This is a genomic window from Azospirillum formosense, from assembly GCF_040500525.1.
GTDB lineage: Bacteria > Pseudomonadota > Alphaproteobacteria > Azospirillales > Azospirillaceae > Azospirillum > Azospirillum formosense_A.
Map to the genome: position 1 here is coordinate 91,325 of NZ_CP159402.1, position 16,244 is coordinate 107,568.

The 16,244-nt window shown below is 69.4% G+C and carries 16 protein-coding genes; 7 read left to right on the forward strand and 9 right to left on the reverse strand.

Features of this window, described 5'->3' with window-relative positions:
* Positions 1–6 precede the first annotated feature (6 nt).
* The 4 genes from ABVN73_RS00420 to glgC form a co-directional block, all read right to left on the reverse strand.
* Positions 7–1,257, reverse strand: a complete 1,251-nt coding sequence (locus ABVN73_RS00420) for a nucleotide sugar dehydrogenase (RefSeq protein ID WP_353858441.1) — start codon at positions 1,255–1,257, stop codon at positions 7–9.
* The gene (locus tag ABVN73_RS00425; RefSeq protein ID WP_353858442.1) at positions 1,254–2,018 is read right to left on the reverse strand and encodes a glycosyltransferase; all 765 of its coding nucleotides are present in this window, start codon (positions 2,016–2,018) and stop codon (positions 1,254–1,256) included. Before ABVN73_RS00425 ends, ABVN73_RS00420 begins: the two co-directional genes overlap by 4 nt.
* Positions 2,019–2,345: 327 nt before the next feature.
* Positions 2,346–3,824 (reverse strand): glycogen synthase GlgA, encoded by a 1,479-nt coding sequence (gene glgA, locus ABVN73_RS00430; RefSeq protein ID WP_353858443.1) that lies wholly within the window; start codon positions 3,822–3,824, stop codon positions 2,346–2,348.
* A gap of 79 nt (positions 3,825–3,903) precedes the next feature.
* Positions 3,904–5,175 carry a glucose-1-phosphate adenylyltransferase gene (gene glgC / locus ABVN73_RS00435; protein WP_353858444.1) on the reverse strand — a complete coding sequence of 424 codons (1,272 nt, stop codon included), beginning with the start codon at positions 5,173–5,175 and terminating at the stop codon, positions 3,904–3,906.
* Positions 5,176–5,723: 548 nt separating this feature from the next.
* Here glgC and ABVN73_RS00440 point away from each other — a divergent pair.
* Positions 5,724–7,040 (forward strand): ammonium transporter, encoded by a 1,317-nt coding sequence (locus ABVN73_RS00440; RefSeq protein ID WP_353858445.1) that lies wholly within the window; start codon positions 5,724–5,726, stop codon positions 7,038–7,040.
* A 105-nt stretch (positions 7,041–7,145) separates the two neighbouring features.
* On the opposite strand, the gene ABVN73_RS00445 is transcribed toward ABVN73_RS00440, so the two are convergent.
* From ABVN73_RS00445 to ABVN73_RS00455, 3 genes are all read right to left on the reverse strand, one after another.
* A complete protein-coding gene (locus ABVN73_RS00445; protein ID WP_353858446.1) occupies positions 7,146–8,384 on the reverse strand; it encodes a class I SAM-dependent methyltransferase in 1,239 nt (412 codons plus the stop codon).
* Positions 8,385–8,482: 98 nt separating this feature from the next.
* Entirely contained in the window at positions 8,483–9,334 is an 852-nt protein-coding gene (locus tag ABVN73_RS00450; protein WP_353858447.1) for an AraC family transcriptional regulator, read from the reverse strand.
* Between the two features lie 56 nt (positions 9,335–9,390).
* Positions 9,391–10,509 (reverse strand): asparaginase, encoded by a 1,119-nt coding sequence (locus ABVN73_RS00455; RefSeq protein WP_353858448.1) that lies wholly within the window; start codon positions 10,507–10,509, stop codon positions 9,391–9,393.
* A 128-nt stretch (positions 10,510–10,637) separates the two neighbouring features.
* Here ABVN73_RS00455 and ABVN73_RS00460 point away from each other — a divergent pair, with 128 nt between their 5' ends.
* Positions 10,638–11,222 carry an RNA methyltransferase gene (locus ABVN73_RS00460; protein WP_353858449.1) on the forward strand — a complete coding sequence of 195 codons (585 nt, stop codon included), beginning with the start codon at positions 10,638–10,640 and terminating at the stop codon, positions 11,220–11,222.
* 58 nt (positions 11,223–11,280) lie between these two features.
* Positions 11,281–12,066 carry a methyltransferase domain-containing protein gene (locus tag ABVN73_RS00465; protein ID WP_353858450.1) on the forward strand — a complete coding sequence of 262 codons (786 nt, stop codon included), beginning with the start codon at positions 11,281–11,283 and terminating at the stop codon, positions 12,064–12,066.
* Positions 12,067–12,145: 79 nt separating this feature from the next.
* Here ABVN73_RS00465 and ABVN73_RS00470 read toward each other — a convergent pair whose 3' ends face one another.
* Entirely contained in the window at positions 12,146–12,832 is a 687-nt protein-coding gene (locus ABVN73_RS00470) for a ChrR family anti-sigma-E factor (RefSeq protein ID WP_353858451.1), read from the reverse strand.
* Complete coding sequence (locus tag ABVN73_RS00475) at positions 12,829–13,404, reverse strand: sigma-70 family RNA polymerase sigma factor (RefSeq protein ID WP_353858452.1); 576 nt, start codon at positions 13,402–13,404, stop codon at positions 12,829–12,831. Before ABVN73_RS00475 ends, ABVN73_RS00470 begins: the two co-directional genes overlap by 4 nt.
* Before the next feature lie 415 nt (positions 13,405–13,819).
* Here ABVN73_RS00475 and ABVN73_RS00480 point away from each other — a divergent pair, with 415 nt between their 5' ends.
* The 4 genes from ABVN73_RS00480 (at position 13,820) to ABVN73_RS00495 (ending at position 16,206) form a co-directional block, all read left to right on the forward strand.
* Positions 13,820–14,383: an invasion associated locus B family protein gene (locus ABVN73_RS00480; RefSeq protein WP_353858453.1), complete on the forward strand. Its 564-nt coding sequence runs from the start codon at positions 13,820–13,822 to the stop codon at positions 14,381–14,383.
* A gap of 78 nt (positions 14,384–14,461) precedes the next feature.
* On the forward strand, positions 14,462–15,631 hold the full coding sequence (rlmN, locus tag ABVN73_RS00485; RefSeq protein WP_353858454.1) for a 23S rRNA (adenine(2503)-C(2))-methyltransferase RlmN: 1,170 nt from the start codon (positions 14,462–14,464) through the stop codon (positions 15,629–15,631).
* A 27-nt stretch (positions 15,632–15,658) separates the two neighbouring features.
* A complete protein-coding gene (locus ABVN73_RS00490; protein ID WP_094301545.1) occupies positions 15,659–15,895 on the forward strand; it encodes a hypothetical protein in 237 nt (78 codons plus the stop codon).
* Positions 15,895–16,206: a hypothetical protein gene (locus tag ABVN73_RS00495; RefSeq protein WP_353858455.1), complete on the forward strand. Its 312-nt coding sequence runs from the start codon at positions 15,895–15,897 to the stop codon at positions 16,204–16,206. The genes ABVN73_RS00490 and ABVN73_RS00495 overlap by 1 nt, the downstream gene beginning before the upstream one ends.
* The last annotated feature ends 38 nt before the right edge of the window (positions 16,207–16,244 follow it).

The following is a 16,244-nucleotide window of genomic DNA, read 5'->3' on the forward strand; positions in this document are numbered from 1 at the left end:
ACGGGGTTACGGGATGCCCGGCCCGACCCCCACCGGAATGACGCGGACGCCGTCCTGATCGGTCGGAATGTAGCGCCAGGGATCGAGGACCACCGAGCCCGCCGGAAAGCGCAGACCGGCAAAGGCGCTGTGCTTCGCCCCGATCAGGTAGGTGGCGACGGGCAACGAGTCCTCGACGAGAGGGGTGGAGTCCATGTGGGGGTCGATCAGGGTGACCGGGACGCCCCGCTCCTCCAGGATCGCGCGCAACAGCAGGGCCGGGCTGCCCGTGGCCATGTCGCAATCGGACTTGAACGCCCAGCCCAGGATCACCTTGGGCGGCTCGTGGGCGCACATCAGGTCGGCAAGCCATTCGGTCTGCTTCTCGCGTGACCTCATGACGGCGTCGAAGGTGTCGAAGCTGAGATCCAGTTCGCGCGCCAGCCAGGACATGGCGATGTTGTCGCGGGGGTGGCAGCCGCCGCCGTCGCCCATGCCGCCCTTCATGTAGCTTGGGCTGATCAGCCGCCGGGACGCCAACGCCAGACAGTCCGTCACCGCGTCCACGTCGGTCCCCGGCAACTTGTGGCACACCTCCATCATCGTGTTGGCGAAGGCGATCTTCATGCCGATGAAGGTGTTGTAGGCCACCTTGATCAGTTCGGCGTTCTCGAGGGCGGTGGCGTAGAACGGAGCGTCCGTGATGGTGCGGTAGAACGCTTCGGCGAGCGCGGCGGCCTCCCGGTCGTGGCGACCGAAGAGAACGAACTCCGGTTGGAGAAAATCGCGCATGGTCGTGCCCATGGCGATGAAGAACGGGTTGTAGCAGAGCTTGATGCGGGGCGTCAGGACGGGCAGGACATGGCGGCGGATGGTCCCCGGCAGGACGGTGGAGATGATGACGACCACCGTGTCGCGCGACGCCACCCGCGCCACGTCGCGGCAGGCGGCCACCAGATGCTCGTAATGGAAATCGGTCCGGCTGTCGGGGAGGCGGGTGATCCCCTCGTACAGGGGGTCGTGGGGGGTCTGGACCGCGATGAAAAGAAGGTCGGCGTGGTCGACGACCTCCTCCAGCGTTCCGAACCGCAGGCTGCTCGCTTCGAGATAGGGGTCGAACGGTTCGCAGCCGTCCGGGCCGGTTTCGGTGTAGGAGCGCCGCCCCTTGTTCATCACGTCGGGACGGACGTCGAATCCCATCACGTCATGGCCCTTCAGCGCCATCGCCACCGCGCAGGGCAGGCCCAGCTTGCCCAGGCCGATCACACCGATCCTCATCGGGCGTCTCCCGTTTCGACCGGACGGTCGCCGTTGGAACGGATGATGGCGGCGAGCCGGTCGGCGTCGCGCTGCCGCACCGGCCATGTGCGATCCAGTATCAGCATGTCGCGGGCGATCCTCTCGCGGTTCTCCCCGGAGCGATGGCGCAGGTAGGTTTCGTCGAGTTCCGATTTCCCGACCGAGAAATGACGATGCTCCACCGTCACGTCGCTGATGAAATGCAGCCGCTCGACCCGCTTCGCCACGTCCATGATCCAGGTGTCGTTGGCGATGAACTCGAAGACGCCGGGAGTGAAATAGCCGAGGGTTTCATACCAGCGGCGGCTGACGATGGGAAAGGCGCAATGCTTCTCGCCATTGATGCCGTCCTCGAACCACATGCAGTAGACGTCATCGGGGAACTTGGCGATTTCCTGGTCCAGGCGATGGTCCCATCCTGACTGGACGTAGACCTGATCGTCGTTGGCCATCATCAGGACATCGCCGGTGCAGGCGGCGGCGAGGTCGTTCCAGGAGAGGGAGACGCTTTTCGGGGGGCCGACCAGCGCCGTGAAGCGGCGCAATTCGACCCCGACCTCGGCCAACGCCTCGAACATCCGTTTGTAGTCGTCCAAAGCGGAGTCGTCGGAGTCGACATAGGCCAGGACTTCGACCCGCTCCGCCGACTCCGCGGTCGCAGCGACGCTTTCGATCAGCCGCTGCAGCCCATCCGGCCGCCCGCGGGTGGGACAAAGAAGGGAATAATTCAGAATCCGCATAGGGCCGTCCCAGATGTCGCTGTCGCCGGGGGATGGTTGATTTTCCGGCAACGTTCTATGGCGCCATGCACGGACGGACGCTTGGAGGGAAGGGGGGCTCGCCCGGGGATTGAAGAAAGGCGCGAGTTTCCCGACGACCTCAAGGTGTGGTCCGGCGCAGGTTCCATCGGGCGCACAATAGACCAGGGATGCCCCAACCTGGAAGGGAAAGCGTGGCGGGTTTCATGCCGTTATGGCGATGTCACGCGCTCCGTTGCAGCGTCGGTGTCGATCCTCCATCGAACGGGAAAGCACGCTGGGGCGCTCTCCCCCGCCTCGACCCCTCCGTCACCCTACGAGAACCGGCGCCACCGCGCGGTAAAGCTCCATGTACTCCTCCGCCGGGCCGTGCCAGCCGAAGTCGCGGGTCATCGCGTGCTGCTGCAGGACGTGCCAGCGCTCCGGCTTGCGGTAGAGGGCGGCGGCGCGGCGCAGCGCCCAGGTCAGCTCCTGGGCGGTGGCGTTGACGAACTGGAAGCCCGTCGCGCTGCCGTCGTTCACCGCCGCCGGGTTGGCGTCCACGATGGTGTCGGCCAGGCCGCCGGTGCGGCGGACCAGCGGCAAAGTGCCGTACTTCAGCGCGTACATCTGGGTCAGGCCGCAGGGCTCCGACCGCGACGGCACCAGGAACAGGTCGGCGCCGGCCTGGATGCGGTGGGACAGCGCCTCGTCGTAGCCGATGCGCACGCCGACCGACTTCGGGTACCAGGTGGCGAGGTGGCGGAAGCCGGCCTCCAGCGCCGGTTCGCCGCTGCCGAGAACGGCGAGCTGGCCGCCCCAGGCGATCCATTGCGACGCCGCCTCCAGAACCAGATCCAGCCCCTTGTGGCCGGTCAGGCGGCTGACCACCGCAGCCAGCGGGGCGTCCGCCCGGCGGTCCAGCCCGAAGGTCGCCTGGAGGTCGGCCTTGCACAGGTCCTTGCCGCCGAGGTCCGCGGCGCCGTAGCGGGCGGCGATGTGCGGGTCGGTGGCGGGGTCCCAGATGTCGTAGTCCACGCCGTTGAGGATGCCGGTCAGCGCCTCGGCCCGCGTGGCGAGCAGCCCTTCCAGGCCCGACCCGTGCTCCGCCGTCTGGATCTCGTGGGCGTAGGTCGGGCTGACCGTGGTCAGGCGGTCGGAGTAGAAGCAGCCGGCCTTGAGGAAGCCGACGCCGCCGTAATACTCCACCCCGTCGATCCGGAAGGCGGCGGACGGCAGGCCGAGGTCGCTCATCATCCAGGCGCCGAACAGGCCCTGGTAGGCGATGTTGTGGATCGTCGTCACCGTGCCCGGCCGGAACGGCCCGGCGAAGCGGTCGGGGCGCAGTTCCAGATAGGCCGGGATCAGGCCGGTCTGCCAGTCGTGCCCGTGCAGCACGTCGGGGCGCCACCACGGGTCGAGGCCGTCCTCCGCCGCGAAGCCCGCCGCGCACCAGGACAGGGCGGCGAAGCGCTCCGCGTTGTCGGGCCAGTCCTTGCCGTCCGGACCCAGATAGGGGTTGCCGGGCCGATCGTAGAGCGCCGGCGCGTCCAGCGCATAGGCCAGCACCCCGTCCGGCGTCCGTCCGATGCGCAGCGTCGCCGGGGCGCCGCCGGGCAGGTCGGTGAGGGGCTCGCCGACCGGCTGCAGGTCGGTCAGCCCGTTCAGCACCGCCGGATAGCCGGGCAGCAGCAGGCGGACCTCGGCTCCGGCGCGGTTCAGGGCGGGGGGCAGGGCGGCGGAGACATCGGCCAGCCCGCCGGTCTTCACCAGGGGGTAGCATTCCGGCGTGACGTACAGGACGCGCATGGAGGCGGGGTCTTTCGGTTTCTTCTTGGTCTTGCTCACCGCCCCCTCGCCCCGTGGGAGCGAAGGGGGATGCGAGGGGTCAATCCTTGGGCAGGCGGTCGATCATGTCCTGGGTGATCAGGCAGACGCCGCCCTCGCTGCGGTAGAAGCGCTTGGCGTCCAGCTCCGGGTCCTCGCCGACGACCAGCCCCTCGGGGATCACCACGCCGCGGTCGATCACCACCTTGGTCAGGCGGCAATGGCGGCCGATGTCGCAGTCCGGCAGGACCACCGCCTGGTGCAGCTCGCTGAAGGAATTGACGCGCACCTCGCTGAACAGCAACGAGTTCTTCACCAGCGAACCGGAGATGATGCAGCCGCCCGACACCAGGCTGTCCACCGCCATGCCGCGCCGGTTCTCGTCGTCGAAGACGAACTTCGCCGGGGGAAGCTGCTCCTGGTAGGTGAAGATCGGCCACTCGCGGTCGTACATGTTGAGCTGCGGCGTGACGTGGCAGAGGTCGAGGTTGGCCTCCCAATAGGCGTCGATGGTGCCGACGTCGCGCCAGTAGGGCTCGGACTCGTGGCCGTTCAGAATGGCCGAATCGGCGAAGTCGTGGGCCATCACCCGCGCCCCGCTGGTCACCAGATGGGGGATGATGTCCTTGCCGAAGTCGCGGGACGAGGCGGGGTCGTTGAAGTCGCGCTCCAGCTGGTCGTAGAGGAACTGCGCGTTGAAGACGTAGATGCCCATGCTGGCCAGCGACTTGTCCGGGTTGCCCGGCATCGGCGGCGGGTCGGCGGGCTTCTCGACGAAGTCGATGACGCGCTGCGTCTCGTCCACATGCATCACGCCGAAGCCGGTGGCCTGGGCGCGCGGCACCTGGATGCAGGGGATCGTCACGTCGGCCTTCTTGGCGATGTGGTCGAGCAGCAGCGCGCCGTAATCCATCTTGTAGATGTGGTCGCCGGCCAGGATCAGGATGTATTCCGGCTCGTGGTCGCGCAGGATGTCCAGGTTCTGGTACACCGCGTCGGCGGTGCCCTGGTACCAGGCGGTCTCGCTGATGCGCTGCTGGGCCGGCAGCAGGTCGCAGAACTCGTTCATCTCGCCGCGGAAGAAGTTCCAGCCGCGCTGCAGGTGGCGCAGCAGGCTGTGCGACTTGTACTGCGTCAGCACGCCGATGCGGCGGAAGCCCGAATTGATGCAGTTCGACAGGGCGAAGTCGATGATCCGGAACTTGCCGCCGAAATAGGTGGCCGGCTTGGCGCGACGGTCGGTCAGCTGCTTCAGCCGACTGCCCCGGCCGCCGGCCAGGACGAGGGCCACGGCGCGGCGCGGCGCCAGCCGCAGATCCCGTTTGTCGAGCATGTGTCTCCCCTTTCGGTTCTCTTTTTTGCTGTCGGCCATCCGGAAGCGTCCGGCGGACCAGCGTGGGCGGAGGCCGCTTGTCCCCGGTCCCGTCCGGCTCCGCCGGTTGAGACCTGACCGTGCCACATTTCCCGGGGGCGGGCCAATAGGCCGAGGGGAACAGGCCGGAAATAGAGGGGGGCTGCCCAACGGTCTTGCGGAATTGGGGCGCATGTGTGTGCACAATAAACAGGCAAGCGCGCGGGAAACGGGCGCGCGGCGCCCGAACGGGGGGCAGGCGACCAGCAATCCAGGGGCGAATCACGCCGCGTCTCAAGGCTTTGGGGGGTCCAGTTTTCTGCTCAATTTCTAGGCAATTCCGTCCGGCGACTCGGGTCCTATGCTGCTTTGCGGTCATCCGAAAGGCCGCAACCGCCGCGATTCCTAGCCCTTTCGGGTTGGCACGCTTCTTGAAGACAAATCGGCGTACACGGCCCCCTCCCGCCGCCCCGTCTGTACCGGGGACGGGGCGAAACGGGCCAGAAGCATTCGAATAAAGAGGAGCCTCGATGAGCCGTCTCTTCACCCTCGCCGCGCCGACGATGGCGGCGATTCTGGGCTTGGCCGGTCTGCCTGCCGCCGCCCTCGCCCAGGAAGCGGCCGCCGCCGCGGCCGAGCCCACCCTGAGCAGCGGCGACACGGCTTGGATGCTGGTCGCCACGGCGCTGGTCCTGTTCATGACCATCCCGGGTCTGGCCCTGTTCTACGGCGGCATGGTCCGCAAGATGAACGTGCTGGCCATCGTGATGCAGAGCTTCGCGATCTGCTGCCTGGTCAGCATCCTGTGGTTCTTCGCCGGTTACAGCATCGCCTTCACCGAGGGCACCCCGTATTTCGGCGGCCTGTCGAAGTTCATGCTGGCGGGCATCACCAAGGACGGCCTGTCGGGCGTCATTCCGGAGACGGTCTTCATCGTCTTCCAAATGACCTTCGCCATCATCACCCCGGCCCTGATCACCGGCGCCTTCGCCGACCGCATGAAGTTCTCCTCGATGCTGGTCTTCACGGGCCTGTGGTCGCTGATCGTCTACGCGCCGATCACCCACTGGGTCTGGGGTCCGGGCGGCTATCTGGCGGGTGACGGCGTGCTCGACTACGCCGGCGGCACCGTGGTGCACATCAACGCGGGTGTGGCCGGTCTCGTCGCCGCCATCGTGCTGGGCAAGCGCAAGGGCTACCCGAACGAGAACTTCGCTCCGCACAACCTCGTGCTCAGCCTGATCGGCGCCTCGATGCTGTGGGTCGGCTGGTTCGGCTTCAACGCGGGTTCCGCCGTGGCCGCCGACGGCCGTGCGGGCATGGCCATGCTGGTCACGCAGATCGCCGCCGCCACCGCCGCCATGTCCTGGCTGCTGGTCGAGTGGGCCACCAAGGGCAAGCCCTCGGTCCTCGGCATCATCTCCGGCGCCGTCGCCGGCCTGGTCGCCATCACCCCGGCCTCGGGCTTCGTCGGTCCGACCGGCGCCCTGGTCATCGGTCTGGTCTCCGGCGTGGTCTGCTACTGGGGCGCCACCGGCCTGAAGCGCGCCCTCGGCTACGACGACTCGCTGGACGCCTTCGGCGTGCACGGCGTGGGCGGCATCGTCGGCGCCATCCTGACCGGCGTCTTCGCCCAGGAAGCCATCGGCGGCACCGCCGGCGCCCTGGAAGGCAACGTCGGCCAGATCTGGACGCAGGTCTACGGCATCCTCGCCACCATCGCCTACTCGGCGGTCGGCTCCTTCATCATCCTGAAGGTCATCGACGTGGTGATGGGCCTGCGCGTCGACGAGGACGTCGAGCGCGACGGCCTGGACCTCGCCCTGCACGGCGAGACCATCCACTGAGCACCCTTTGCAGCCTGGTTGTTTCCTCCATGAACTTCCGCCGCCGGGGCCTCCCGGCGGCGGATTTTTCATGTCGGAGCCGCGACGCCGGAAGCCGTGGCGCGTTCAGCGGCGCAGATACATCTTGCCGACGCCGTTCAGCGCCGTGAAAAGCGGAACGAACTGCGCCAGGAAGGCGTCCCAGGCCAGCGGCCCGGCCTTCTCCGCCACCGCCTGGTGGATGGCTCCCAGGCTGGTCCGCCCGTCCACCCGCGCCAGGATCGGCCCGGCCAGACGGGGCAGGGGCAGGGGAACGACGGCCCCCATCAGCTCGGCCTCCAGCACGCCGCCGGGGGGCAGGCCCTTGGCCACCGCGGCGCCGTCGAGGTCGCGCAGCACCGGCACCACCTCCGGCCCGTCCGGGCGGGCGACCGCGCCCTCGGCGTCCTCGGGGCGGACGAGATAGGCGATGTGCTTGGTCATGCTGCCGGTGACCTGCTCGGCCCAGGCGGCGCGCTCCAGCCGGGACAGCCCGTCCAGCCGCTTCAGCAGGCGGGGGTCCTTCACCCAGACGGCGGGGTCGTAGCGGTAGGGGTCCACCAGCGCGGCGATGGCCAGACCGCCCGCCCCCGCCAGCTCCGCCAGCTCCGGCACGGTGAAGGGCCGGTCGCAGGAGTGCAGCAGCAGGTCGTAGAGGTCGGCGTCGGCCTGTTTGTGGTCGTTGATGAAGGGGTTGCGCAGCAGCCAGTTGGACGTCGGCAGGCGCTCGATCAGCCGGCGGGCCAGCGTCACCTGCTCCTTCGGCGGCAGGTCCGCCGCAAGGGTGCGCAGCGCCGCCTGCATGGGATAGACGCCGGTGCGCCCGTACGGCGCGTAGACCATCAGCCCGATCCCGCCGCCCGGCTTCAGCGCCCCGGCCAGCGAGCGGACGCCCGCCGCCGGCTCGTCCAGATGGTGCAGCACGCCGCAGCAGTCGATGTAGTCGAACGGTCCCCCCTCCTCCAACAGCCGGCCGAGGTCGAGCAGCGAGCCGCGGCGGAAGTCGATGTTGGTCAGCCCGCGCGCCTTGGCCCGCGCCTCGGCGATGTCGCGCGCGGCGTCGGAGAGGTCGAGGTAGGTGACGCGCCCCGGATTGCCGGCGTCGGCCATCTGCTGGGCGATCATGATCGTCCCGTCGCCGGTCCCGCCGCCGGCCACCAGCACCCTGAGGGGCTTGGCGTGGTCGAGGCGCCCGCCGAAGACGTTGTGGTTCACCTCGTCCAGATGGCTGGGCGATCCGGTGATCAGGCGCTTTTTCTCGTCGGCGGGGTTGCGCGCGGGATAGGGGAAGGCTTCGTACTGGGCGCGCAGAGTGTCGATGCTCATGGATCGGGCAACCGGTCAGGTGGACGGGTGCCGGACCATAGCATCAATGGAACGGGGTTGGGGGATGGGGAGGGGAGGAGGCCCTCCCCTCCGCCTTCTCACGCCAAAGGCAGACGGATCTCGGTCAGCCACGCCTCGGGGGGCAGCTTGCGGCAGTCGTTCAGATACTCCTCGACGCAGGGGCGGTCGGCCGGCGTGTGGCCGCTCGCCGGCAGCCAGTCGCGGTAGAGCCAGCGGTAGGGGCGTTCCAGTTCCGCGTAGGGGCCCTTGTGGATCAGAACGGCGTGCCGGCCGCCGGGAATGTCGAGCGCGCGGACCGGACCGTCCCCGGGGAGCGGTCCGTCGACCAGCAACGCCGCCTCGGAGCGGAGGCGGTCCGCCGGAACCGATTCCGGGTCGTCGTAGTAGAGGGCGAAGGACCGCGTGTCCGGTTTCACGAGGCCGCGCCCCGCGGCCCAGGCGTACAGCCGCTCGAAGGTCGTGCCGATGTCCATGTAGGGGCCCTGGTGGGCCATGGCGGCCACGCGCAGCGGCGGCAGATCGCGGATGGTGACGTCGTGCATGACTTGCTCCTCGTCCGGTGGTTGGTCGGGTGGAGGAACCAGACGGCCCTGCCGCCGGTAGGCGCCGGGGCTCAGCCCATAGACCTGCCCGAAGGCGCGGGTGAACGCCTCGACGCTGCCGTAGCCGGCCCGCCGGGCGATCCGCGCCATGCCATCCCCGCCCTTCACGAGGTCGCCCGCGGCCCGGTGCAGGCGCAGCCGCCGCAGCGTGTCCGCCACCGTCTCCCCCGTCATGGCGCGGTAGATGCGGTGGAAGTGGTGGGGCGAGAAGCAGGCGACGGCGGCCAGCCGCTCCAGCTCCAGCGGCTCGTCCGGATGGGCGGCGATGTGGTCGACGACGCGCGCGATGCGGCGGCCATAGTCCAGCAGGGTGTCGGGCTTGGTCATGGGTCCTCCATGCCCGGCACCCTAGCCGAGGGCGGCTTGATCGCGCTTGCGGACCTTCAGCCCTCCGCCGGGCGGACCACGCCGACCTCCAGGCCGTTGCGGTTGGTCACCGGCTGGTGGATGAGCTGGCCGGCCCGCGCCCACTGCTCGTCCGACAGGACCTTGGTGGCGCGGATCAGGGCGGCCAGGGCGACCTCGCGCGCGCGCGGGGTGCCGTCGTCGATCTTTAGGGCGATGCCCAGGCCCTGCTTGGGCAGGACGGCGCAGCCGACGCCCTCGGCCCCGCCCTTGACCAGCACCAGACCGCCCGCCGCCTGCATCATGCCGGTGTCGAAGCTGTTCGTGCCGGCGATCAGGTGCGGGTGCGCCCGCCAGGCGCGGCGGATGCGGGTCACCGCCTCGGCGCGGGAGTCGGGCAGGTCCTTGGGGTCGCCGATGCGGGCCATGGCGTAGGCGATGGCGCCCAGCGGGATGCCGATGGTCGGGATGGCGCAGCCGTCGACGCCCCAGGGGGCCTGCGACAGGTCCTGGCCGGTCATCTGCTCCATCACCCCCAGGATGCGCTGCTGCACCGGGTGGTCGAAGCGGACGTAGCCCTTGGTCGGCTCGCCCTTGTGCAGGGCGGTGGTCAGGAAACCGGCGTGCTTGCCGGAGCAGTTGTTGTGGAGGGCGGTCGGCGCCTCGCCGTGGCGGATCATCTCGTGGGCGGTCTCGGTGTCGGTCGGCAGATGCGCCCCGCACTCGTAGTCGTCCACGGTCAGGCCGATGCGCTTGATCCAGGCCTCGGCGATGCGGGTGTGGCGGATCTCCCCGTGGTGGGAGGAGCAGGCCAGCGCCAGCTCCTGGTCGCCCAGCTCGTAGGCGTCGAGCGCGCCCGTCTCGACCAGCGGGATCGCCTGGATCGACTTGACGGCGGAGCGCGGGTAGACCGGCGCCTGGATGTCGCCCCACTGGGCCAGCACACGACCGTCGGAATCGACGATGCAGGCGCGCCCGCGATGGACGGATTCCACCATGCCGCCGCGCGTCACCTCGACGAGGATCGGCGCCTCCGGCGGTCCGGACAGGTCGGCGTGCCCCTCGGCGGGGTGGTGCCCCTCGGCAGGATTGCAATGGTCGGCGTGGCCGTGGTGGTCACCGTGGCCGCCGCAGCAGGAGGAATGGTCGTGGCTCATGGGTGGAGAGCTTGCCTCTCTCCGGGGCGCGAGGCAAGGTGTCGCACCGTCGGACCCGCCGGATCATGGCCGTTTCGCGGCCGATCCACGGTAATTGCGGGCCGAAACTACGAGTGATTGTGCAAGCCATGCGTGGATATTTCGCCATCGGGGTCGAGCGGATCAGCAAGCCGGGCAATGTCGGCAACCTGATGCGCTCCGCCCACGCCTTCGGCGCCTCCTTCTTCTTCGCCATCGACCCGGAGCCCGACCTGAACGAGGCCCGCTTCGTCGACACCTCGGGCGCGGCGGAGCATCTGCCGCTCTACGTCTACGACCGGGTGGCCGATCTGGCCCTGCCCAAGGATTGCCAGCTCGTCGGGGTGGAGCTGACCGAGGACGCGGTGGAGCTGCCCAGCTTCCGCCATCCGACGCGCGCCGCCTATGTGCTGGGGCCGGAGCGCGGCAGCCTGTCCGAACCGCTGCTGGAGCGCTGCGACTTCACGGTGAAGATCCCGATGAAGTTCTGCATCAACGTCGGGGTGGCCGGCGCGCTGGTGATGTACGACCGGATGATCAGCCTGGGCCGCTTCGCCGAACGCCCGGTGCGCGTCGGCGGACCGACCGAGCCGCTGCGCGACCACCAGCACGGCCGCCAGATCATGCGCAACCCGGAGCGCCGCCGCCGCATGCGCGGCATCCAGAAGCCGGTGGTCGTCCGCGACGACGAGTGATCCGGTCAAGGCCCCGCAGCCAGGAACCGCCCCGCCCCGTCCCCGAAGGAGACGTCCGATGTCCGATCCGCTCTACGACGACCGCTTCTACGACATCCAGGAGGAAGGGTCGCTCCGCTCCGCGCGGGTCATCGCGCCGCTGGTGCTGGGCTGGGTGGGGGCGGACTCGGTCCTGGATGTCGGGTGCGGGGTCGGCACCTTCCTGCGGGCCTTCGCGGAGACGGGGATCGCCGACGTCCAGGGGCTGGACGGCGACTATGTGCGCCGCGACCGCCTGCGCATCGATCCGTCCCGCTTCCGCGCCCAGGACCTCTCGCAGCCCTTCGAGCTGGGGCGGCGGTTCGGCCTCGTGCTGTCGCTGGAGGTGGCCGAGCATCTGCCGGAGGAGCGGGCCGACGGCTTCGTCGACGATCTCTGCCGCCACGGCGACGTGGTGCTGTTCGGGGCCGCCATCCCCGGACAAGGGGGCAGCGGCCACATCAACGAGCAATGGCAGAGCCATTGGGCGGGGAAGTTCCTTTCGCGCGGCTACGAGGCCTTCGACATCCTGCGGCCACTCCTGTGGGCCGATCCGTCCGTCGAATTCTGGTACCGCCAGAACACGGTGATCTTCGCCAGCCCCGACGGCGTCGCCGCCAACCCGGGTCTGGCCGCCATGCGGGGGAAGGGGCTGCCGCTGTCCTGCATGGGGCTGGTCCATCCGGAACTGCTGGCCCTCCACGCCCGTCAGGCGGCCCGGTCGCGGCGGGTGGTCGACGTCTTCAACCAGATGGCCGCGCAGGGCGGCAGCTACCGCTTCGACAAGGGGCCGGACGGGTCGGTGAACATCGTGCGCATCGACTGACGCGGTGTGCGCCTCGACCGGCGCGGTTGGACGATGATCGCGTCCTTCGCTTTGCTGCCGTCGGTCCAGGCCCCGGGGCTCAGAACTTCACGAAGGGGTTGAGGATCAGCCCCAGCGCGCCGGTGAAATGAAGCGGCGCGTCGGTCACCGCCAGACACAGGCAGCCCTCCTCGTCGGCCACCGGGCGGTGGCGCACGGAGTCGTCGGCGACGGACAGGTCGCCGCGGGCGAATTGGCCCAGATCGTCGGTGAATCCGCCGTCCAGAACCAGCGTCAGCTCGATCCCGCGGTGGGTGTGGTGGGGCGGCCCGACGCCGCTCGCCAGCCGCATCAGCCGGGCCTTGCCGCGGCGTGCGGAGTCGTAGCCGGAGCCGGACCCCAGCGGAATGTCGCAGCAGTCCATGCCGCGCATCAGCCGCTTCCAGGGCAGGCGCGACAGGTCGCTGCCGACGTAGCGGCGCAGCGGCTCGGGCAGCAGCGGCACCTCGGCCGGCTGGCAGACCGGCTTCGGGCGGGGCGCGCGGGGCAGGGGCGGCAGGTCGTCCAGCCGGGCCAGCACCCGCTCCAGGCAGGCGGGATCGACCTCCTCCGGCTCGATGCTCTCCAGCAGGGCGCCGCCGACCGCCTCCATCTCGGCGACGTTCAGGCGGCAGCAGGGGCACAGCGCCAGATGGGTCGCCACGATCAGCGCCGCCGCCTCGCCCAGGGCGCCGCCGGCATAGTCGATCAGCAGGGTGTCGCCGGGATGGTGGGTGGGCACGGTCATTGGGAGTCCCTCATGGCCTTGCGCAGCCGTTCCATGGCCAGCCGCAGGCGCGACTTGACGGTGCCCAGCGGAATGCCCTGTTCGGCGGAGATCAGGCTGTGCGGCTTGTCCTCGAAATAGGCCAGACGCAGCAGGTCGGCCTGCTCCGGGGGCAGGGTCCTCAGCGCGGCCTGCAGGCGTCCGGCGGTCTCCCGCGCCGCCACCCCGTCGTCGGCGCTTTCCACCGGGTCGGGCACCAGCGTGGGGTCGGCGGGATCGATCTCGGGCCGCTGTTCCCGCCGCAGCGCGTCGATCCGCTTGTTGCGGGCGATGGTGAACAACCAGGTGGCGGCGGACGCCTGGCTCGGGTCGTAGGTCTCCGCGCGGCGCCACACCAACAGCATCACGTCCTGCACCAACTCCTCCGCACCACCCGCGTCACAGCCCTGGCGGCGCAGATAGGCCTTCAGCCGCGGGGCGAAATGGCCGAACAGGGCCGCGAAGGCCGTGCGGTCGCGGTCCCGCCCGACCGCGGTCAGCAGCTCTTCGAAGGTCCGGTCGGCACCGGCGGCTGGGGAACCGAGATCCTGCATCCACGTCTTCGGGCACGTCTTCGGGGGCGCCGTCTGCGCGCTCAGGGGCTGCGCGCGCAAAGGCAGGCCCCGCAACACATGGTGCGCGGAGCGCCCCGCTGCAAAGCGTGTTTGGCGCTCCTCCGCGTCCTGTGCACCATCGTGGGGTCGGGCGGCCAAGGGGGTCATGGTCGGGCTGTGGGTTCGGTCCGGCGGTGGATCACGCGTTCGATGGGCCTTCTACGCGCCCCGCCGGCCAACGGATCACCGGCTTTCGATACGAAATCGAGCGATCGATTGCAGGACCGGCCTGTGGAACAACCCGTGACTTCGCCGCCGGGACGGGGCGGCGGCCCTGGAAAGCCTCACCGAATTGGGGTAGGGTCCGACCCACTCCCGAACCCGTCCGCGAAACCATTCGAGCCTTCGCCAACCGATGTTGCCCATCCGCACCATCCGTCGCACCGCCGGCGCCGCTCTGCTTCTGGCCGGTCCGATTCTCGCCGCCACCCTCACCATGACCACGGTCACCACGGCGTCCGCCGCCGACCCGCGCCTGCTGGGGACCTTCAAGGACTGGAACGCCTTCGCCTTCGACGAGGGCGGGCACAAGGTCTGCTACCTGTCCAGCCAGCCCAAGAAGAAGGAACCCGCTGCGGCCAAGCGCGGGGACATCTATGTGCTGGTGACCCACCGCCCGGCGGAAAAGGCGCTGGACGTCGTCAGCGTCGTCGTCGGCTATCCCCTGAAGAAGGACAGCGAGTCCACGGTGGACGTGGGCGGCAAGTCCTTCAAGCTGTTCACCGACGGCGAGACCGCCTGGGCGCGCGACGCCGACACCGACAAGGCCGTCACCGCCGCGATGCGCGACGCCAAGGGCAAGCCCATGGTGGTGAAGGGTGTTTCGGCCCGCGGCACGAAGACCACCGACACCTACGGCACCGACGGCTTCGCCCAGGCTTACGACGCGATCAACCAGGCCTGCGGCGTGAAGCGCTGAGCAGCGCTGCTCTTTTCACTTGGTCGTTCTCCGTTTCGTCTTTTGACTCCGGACGCTCGTGGCCCTATTTAGGGGGCCATGAGCGCCTCCAACCATGCTGCTGCCTTTGCCCTGCCGGCTGTTGACGCCGACGGGCGCAAGAACCTTGTCGGCCTGTCCCGCGACGAGCTGGAAGCCGAAATGCTGTCCGTCGGCCTGGAGAAGTTCCGGGCCCGCCAGCTCTGGCACTGGATCTACCACCGCGGAGCGACCGATTTCGCGGTGATGACCACGCTCGCCAAGCCGGTGCGCGAGAAGCTGGCGGAGAGCTACGCCGTGGCCCGCCCGACGGTCGTGCGCGACCTGAAGTCGGTGGACGGCACGCGCAAGTGGCTGCTGCGGATGCCCGACGGGCAGGAGGTGGAGAGCGTCCACATCCCCGAGGAGGACCGCGGCACGCTCTGCGTCTCCTCGCAGGTCGGCTGCACGCTGACCTGCCGCTTCTGCCACACCGGCACACAGCGTCTGGTGCGCAACCTCGACGCCTCGGAAATCGTGGCGCAGGTCATGCTGGCCCGCGACGCGCTCGGCGAATGGCCGGCGCCGCCGGACGGGCGGATGATCTCCAACATCGTCATGATGGGGATGGGGGAGCCGCTCTTTAACTACGAGAACGTCGCCAAGGCTCTGAAGATCGTCATGGACGGCGACGGGATCTCGATCTCGAAGCGCCGCATCACGCTCTCGACCTCCGGCGTCGTCCCGGCCATGAAGCGCTGCGGCGAGGAGCTGAACGTCAACCTCGCCGTCAGCCTGCACGCCGTGACCGACGAGCTGCGCGACCTCATCATGCCCATCAACCGGAAATACCCGCTCCGGGAGCTGATGGACGCCTGCCGCAACTACCCCGGCCTGAACAACGCGCGGCGCATCACCTTCGAATATGTGATGCTGAAGGGCGTGAACGACAGCCCGGCGGACGCCCGCGCCCTGGTCAAGTTGCTGGAGGGCATCCCGTCGAAGATCAACCTGATCCCCTTCAACCCCTGGCCGGGCGCCCCCTACGAGCGTTCGACCGACCGGGCGATCCAGGTCTTCGGCGACATCGTCAACAACGCCGGCTACGCCAGCCCCGTCCGCACCACCCGCGGCGAGGACATCATGGCCGCCTGCGGCCAGTTGAAGAGCGCGTCCGTCCGCCTGTCCGCCGCCGACCGCGCCGCCATCGAGAAGGTGCTGGCCGAGAAGGACGCGGCGCTGGCCGGATAAGGCCGGACCTATCCCTGGGAGTGCTCCGTGCCTGAGTTCGCCGTCGATCCCGGCCTGATCCTGTTCCTGTTCAACGCCGCGGCGGTCTGGCCGCTGATGCGCATCTTCCGCCGGGCGGGCTTCTCGCCCTGGTGGGCGCTGGTGATCTTCGTGCCGGTGATCGGGCTGGTCGGCGTGCTGGGCCTGCTGACGATGCGGCGCTGGCCGGCGCGTGTCCTGGTCGACGGGCCGGCGCGGCCGCGCAAGGCGCGGAGGGCCGCGTGATGGAGATGCTCGAGTCCGTCGTCGCCCTGCTCAACGCCGTCTACTGGCAGCCCTGGGCGGCGATCATGTCCAGCGACCCGTGGACGGCCAACCTCGTCATGGCGATCCTGCTGATGCTGAAGCTGATCTTCGGCGGCTGGGTGCTGGCCAAGGGCGGGCGCAGCCCGCTGTGGGCGCTGGTCCTGCTGATCAACGGGGCGGACATCCTGGCGATGTGGCTCTACGCCTACATCCGCTGGCCCTTCGTGGACCGGGCGCCCGCCCGCCCCGCCGCGGAGAGCACCGTTGCGGCCGACGCCGGGACGGATTGAGCGCCCCGGCCCTTCCCCCGGAGGGGAGAGAGGACCTA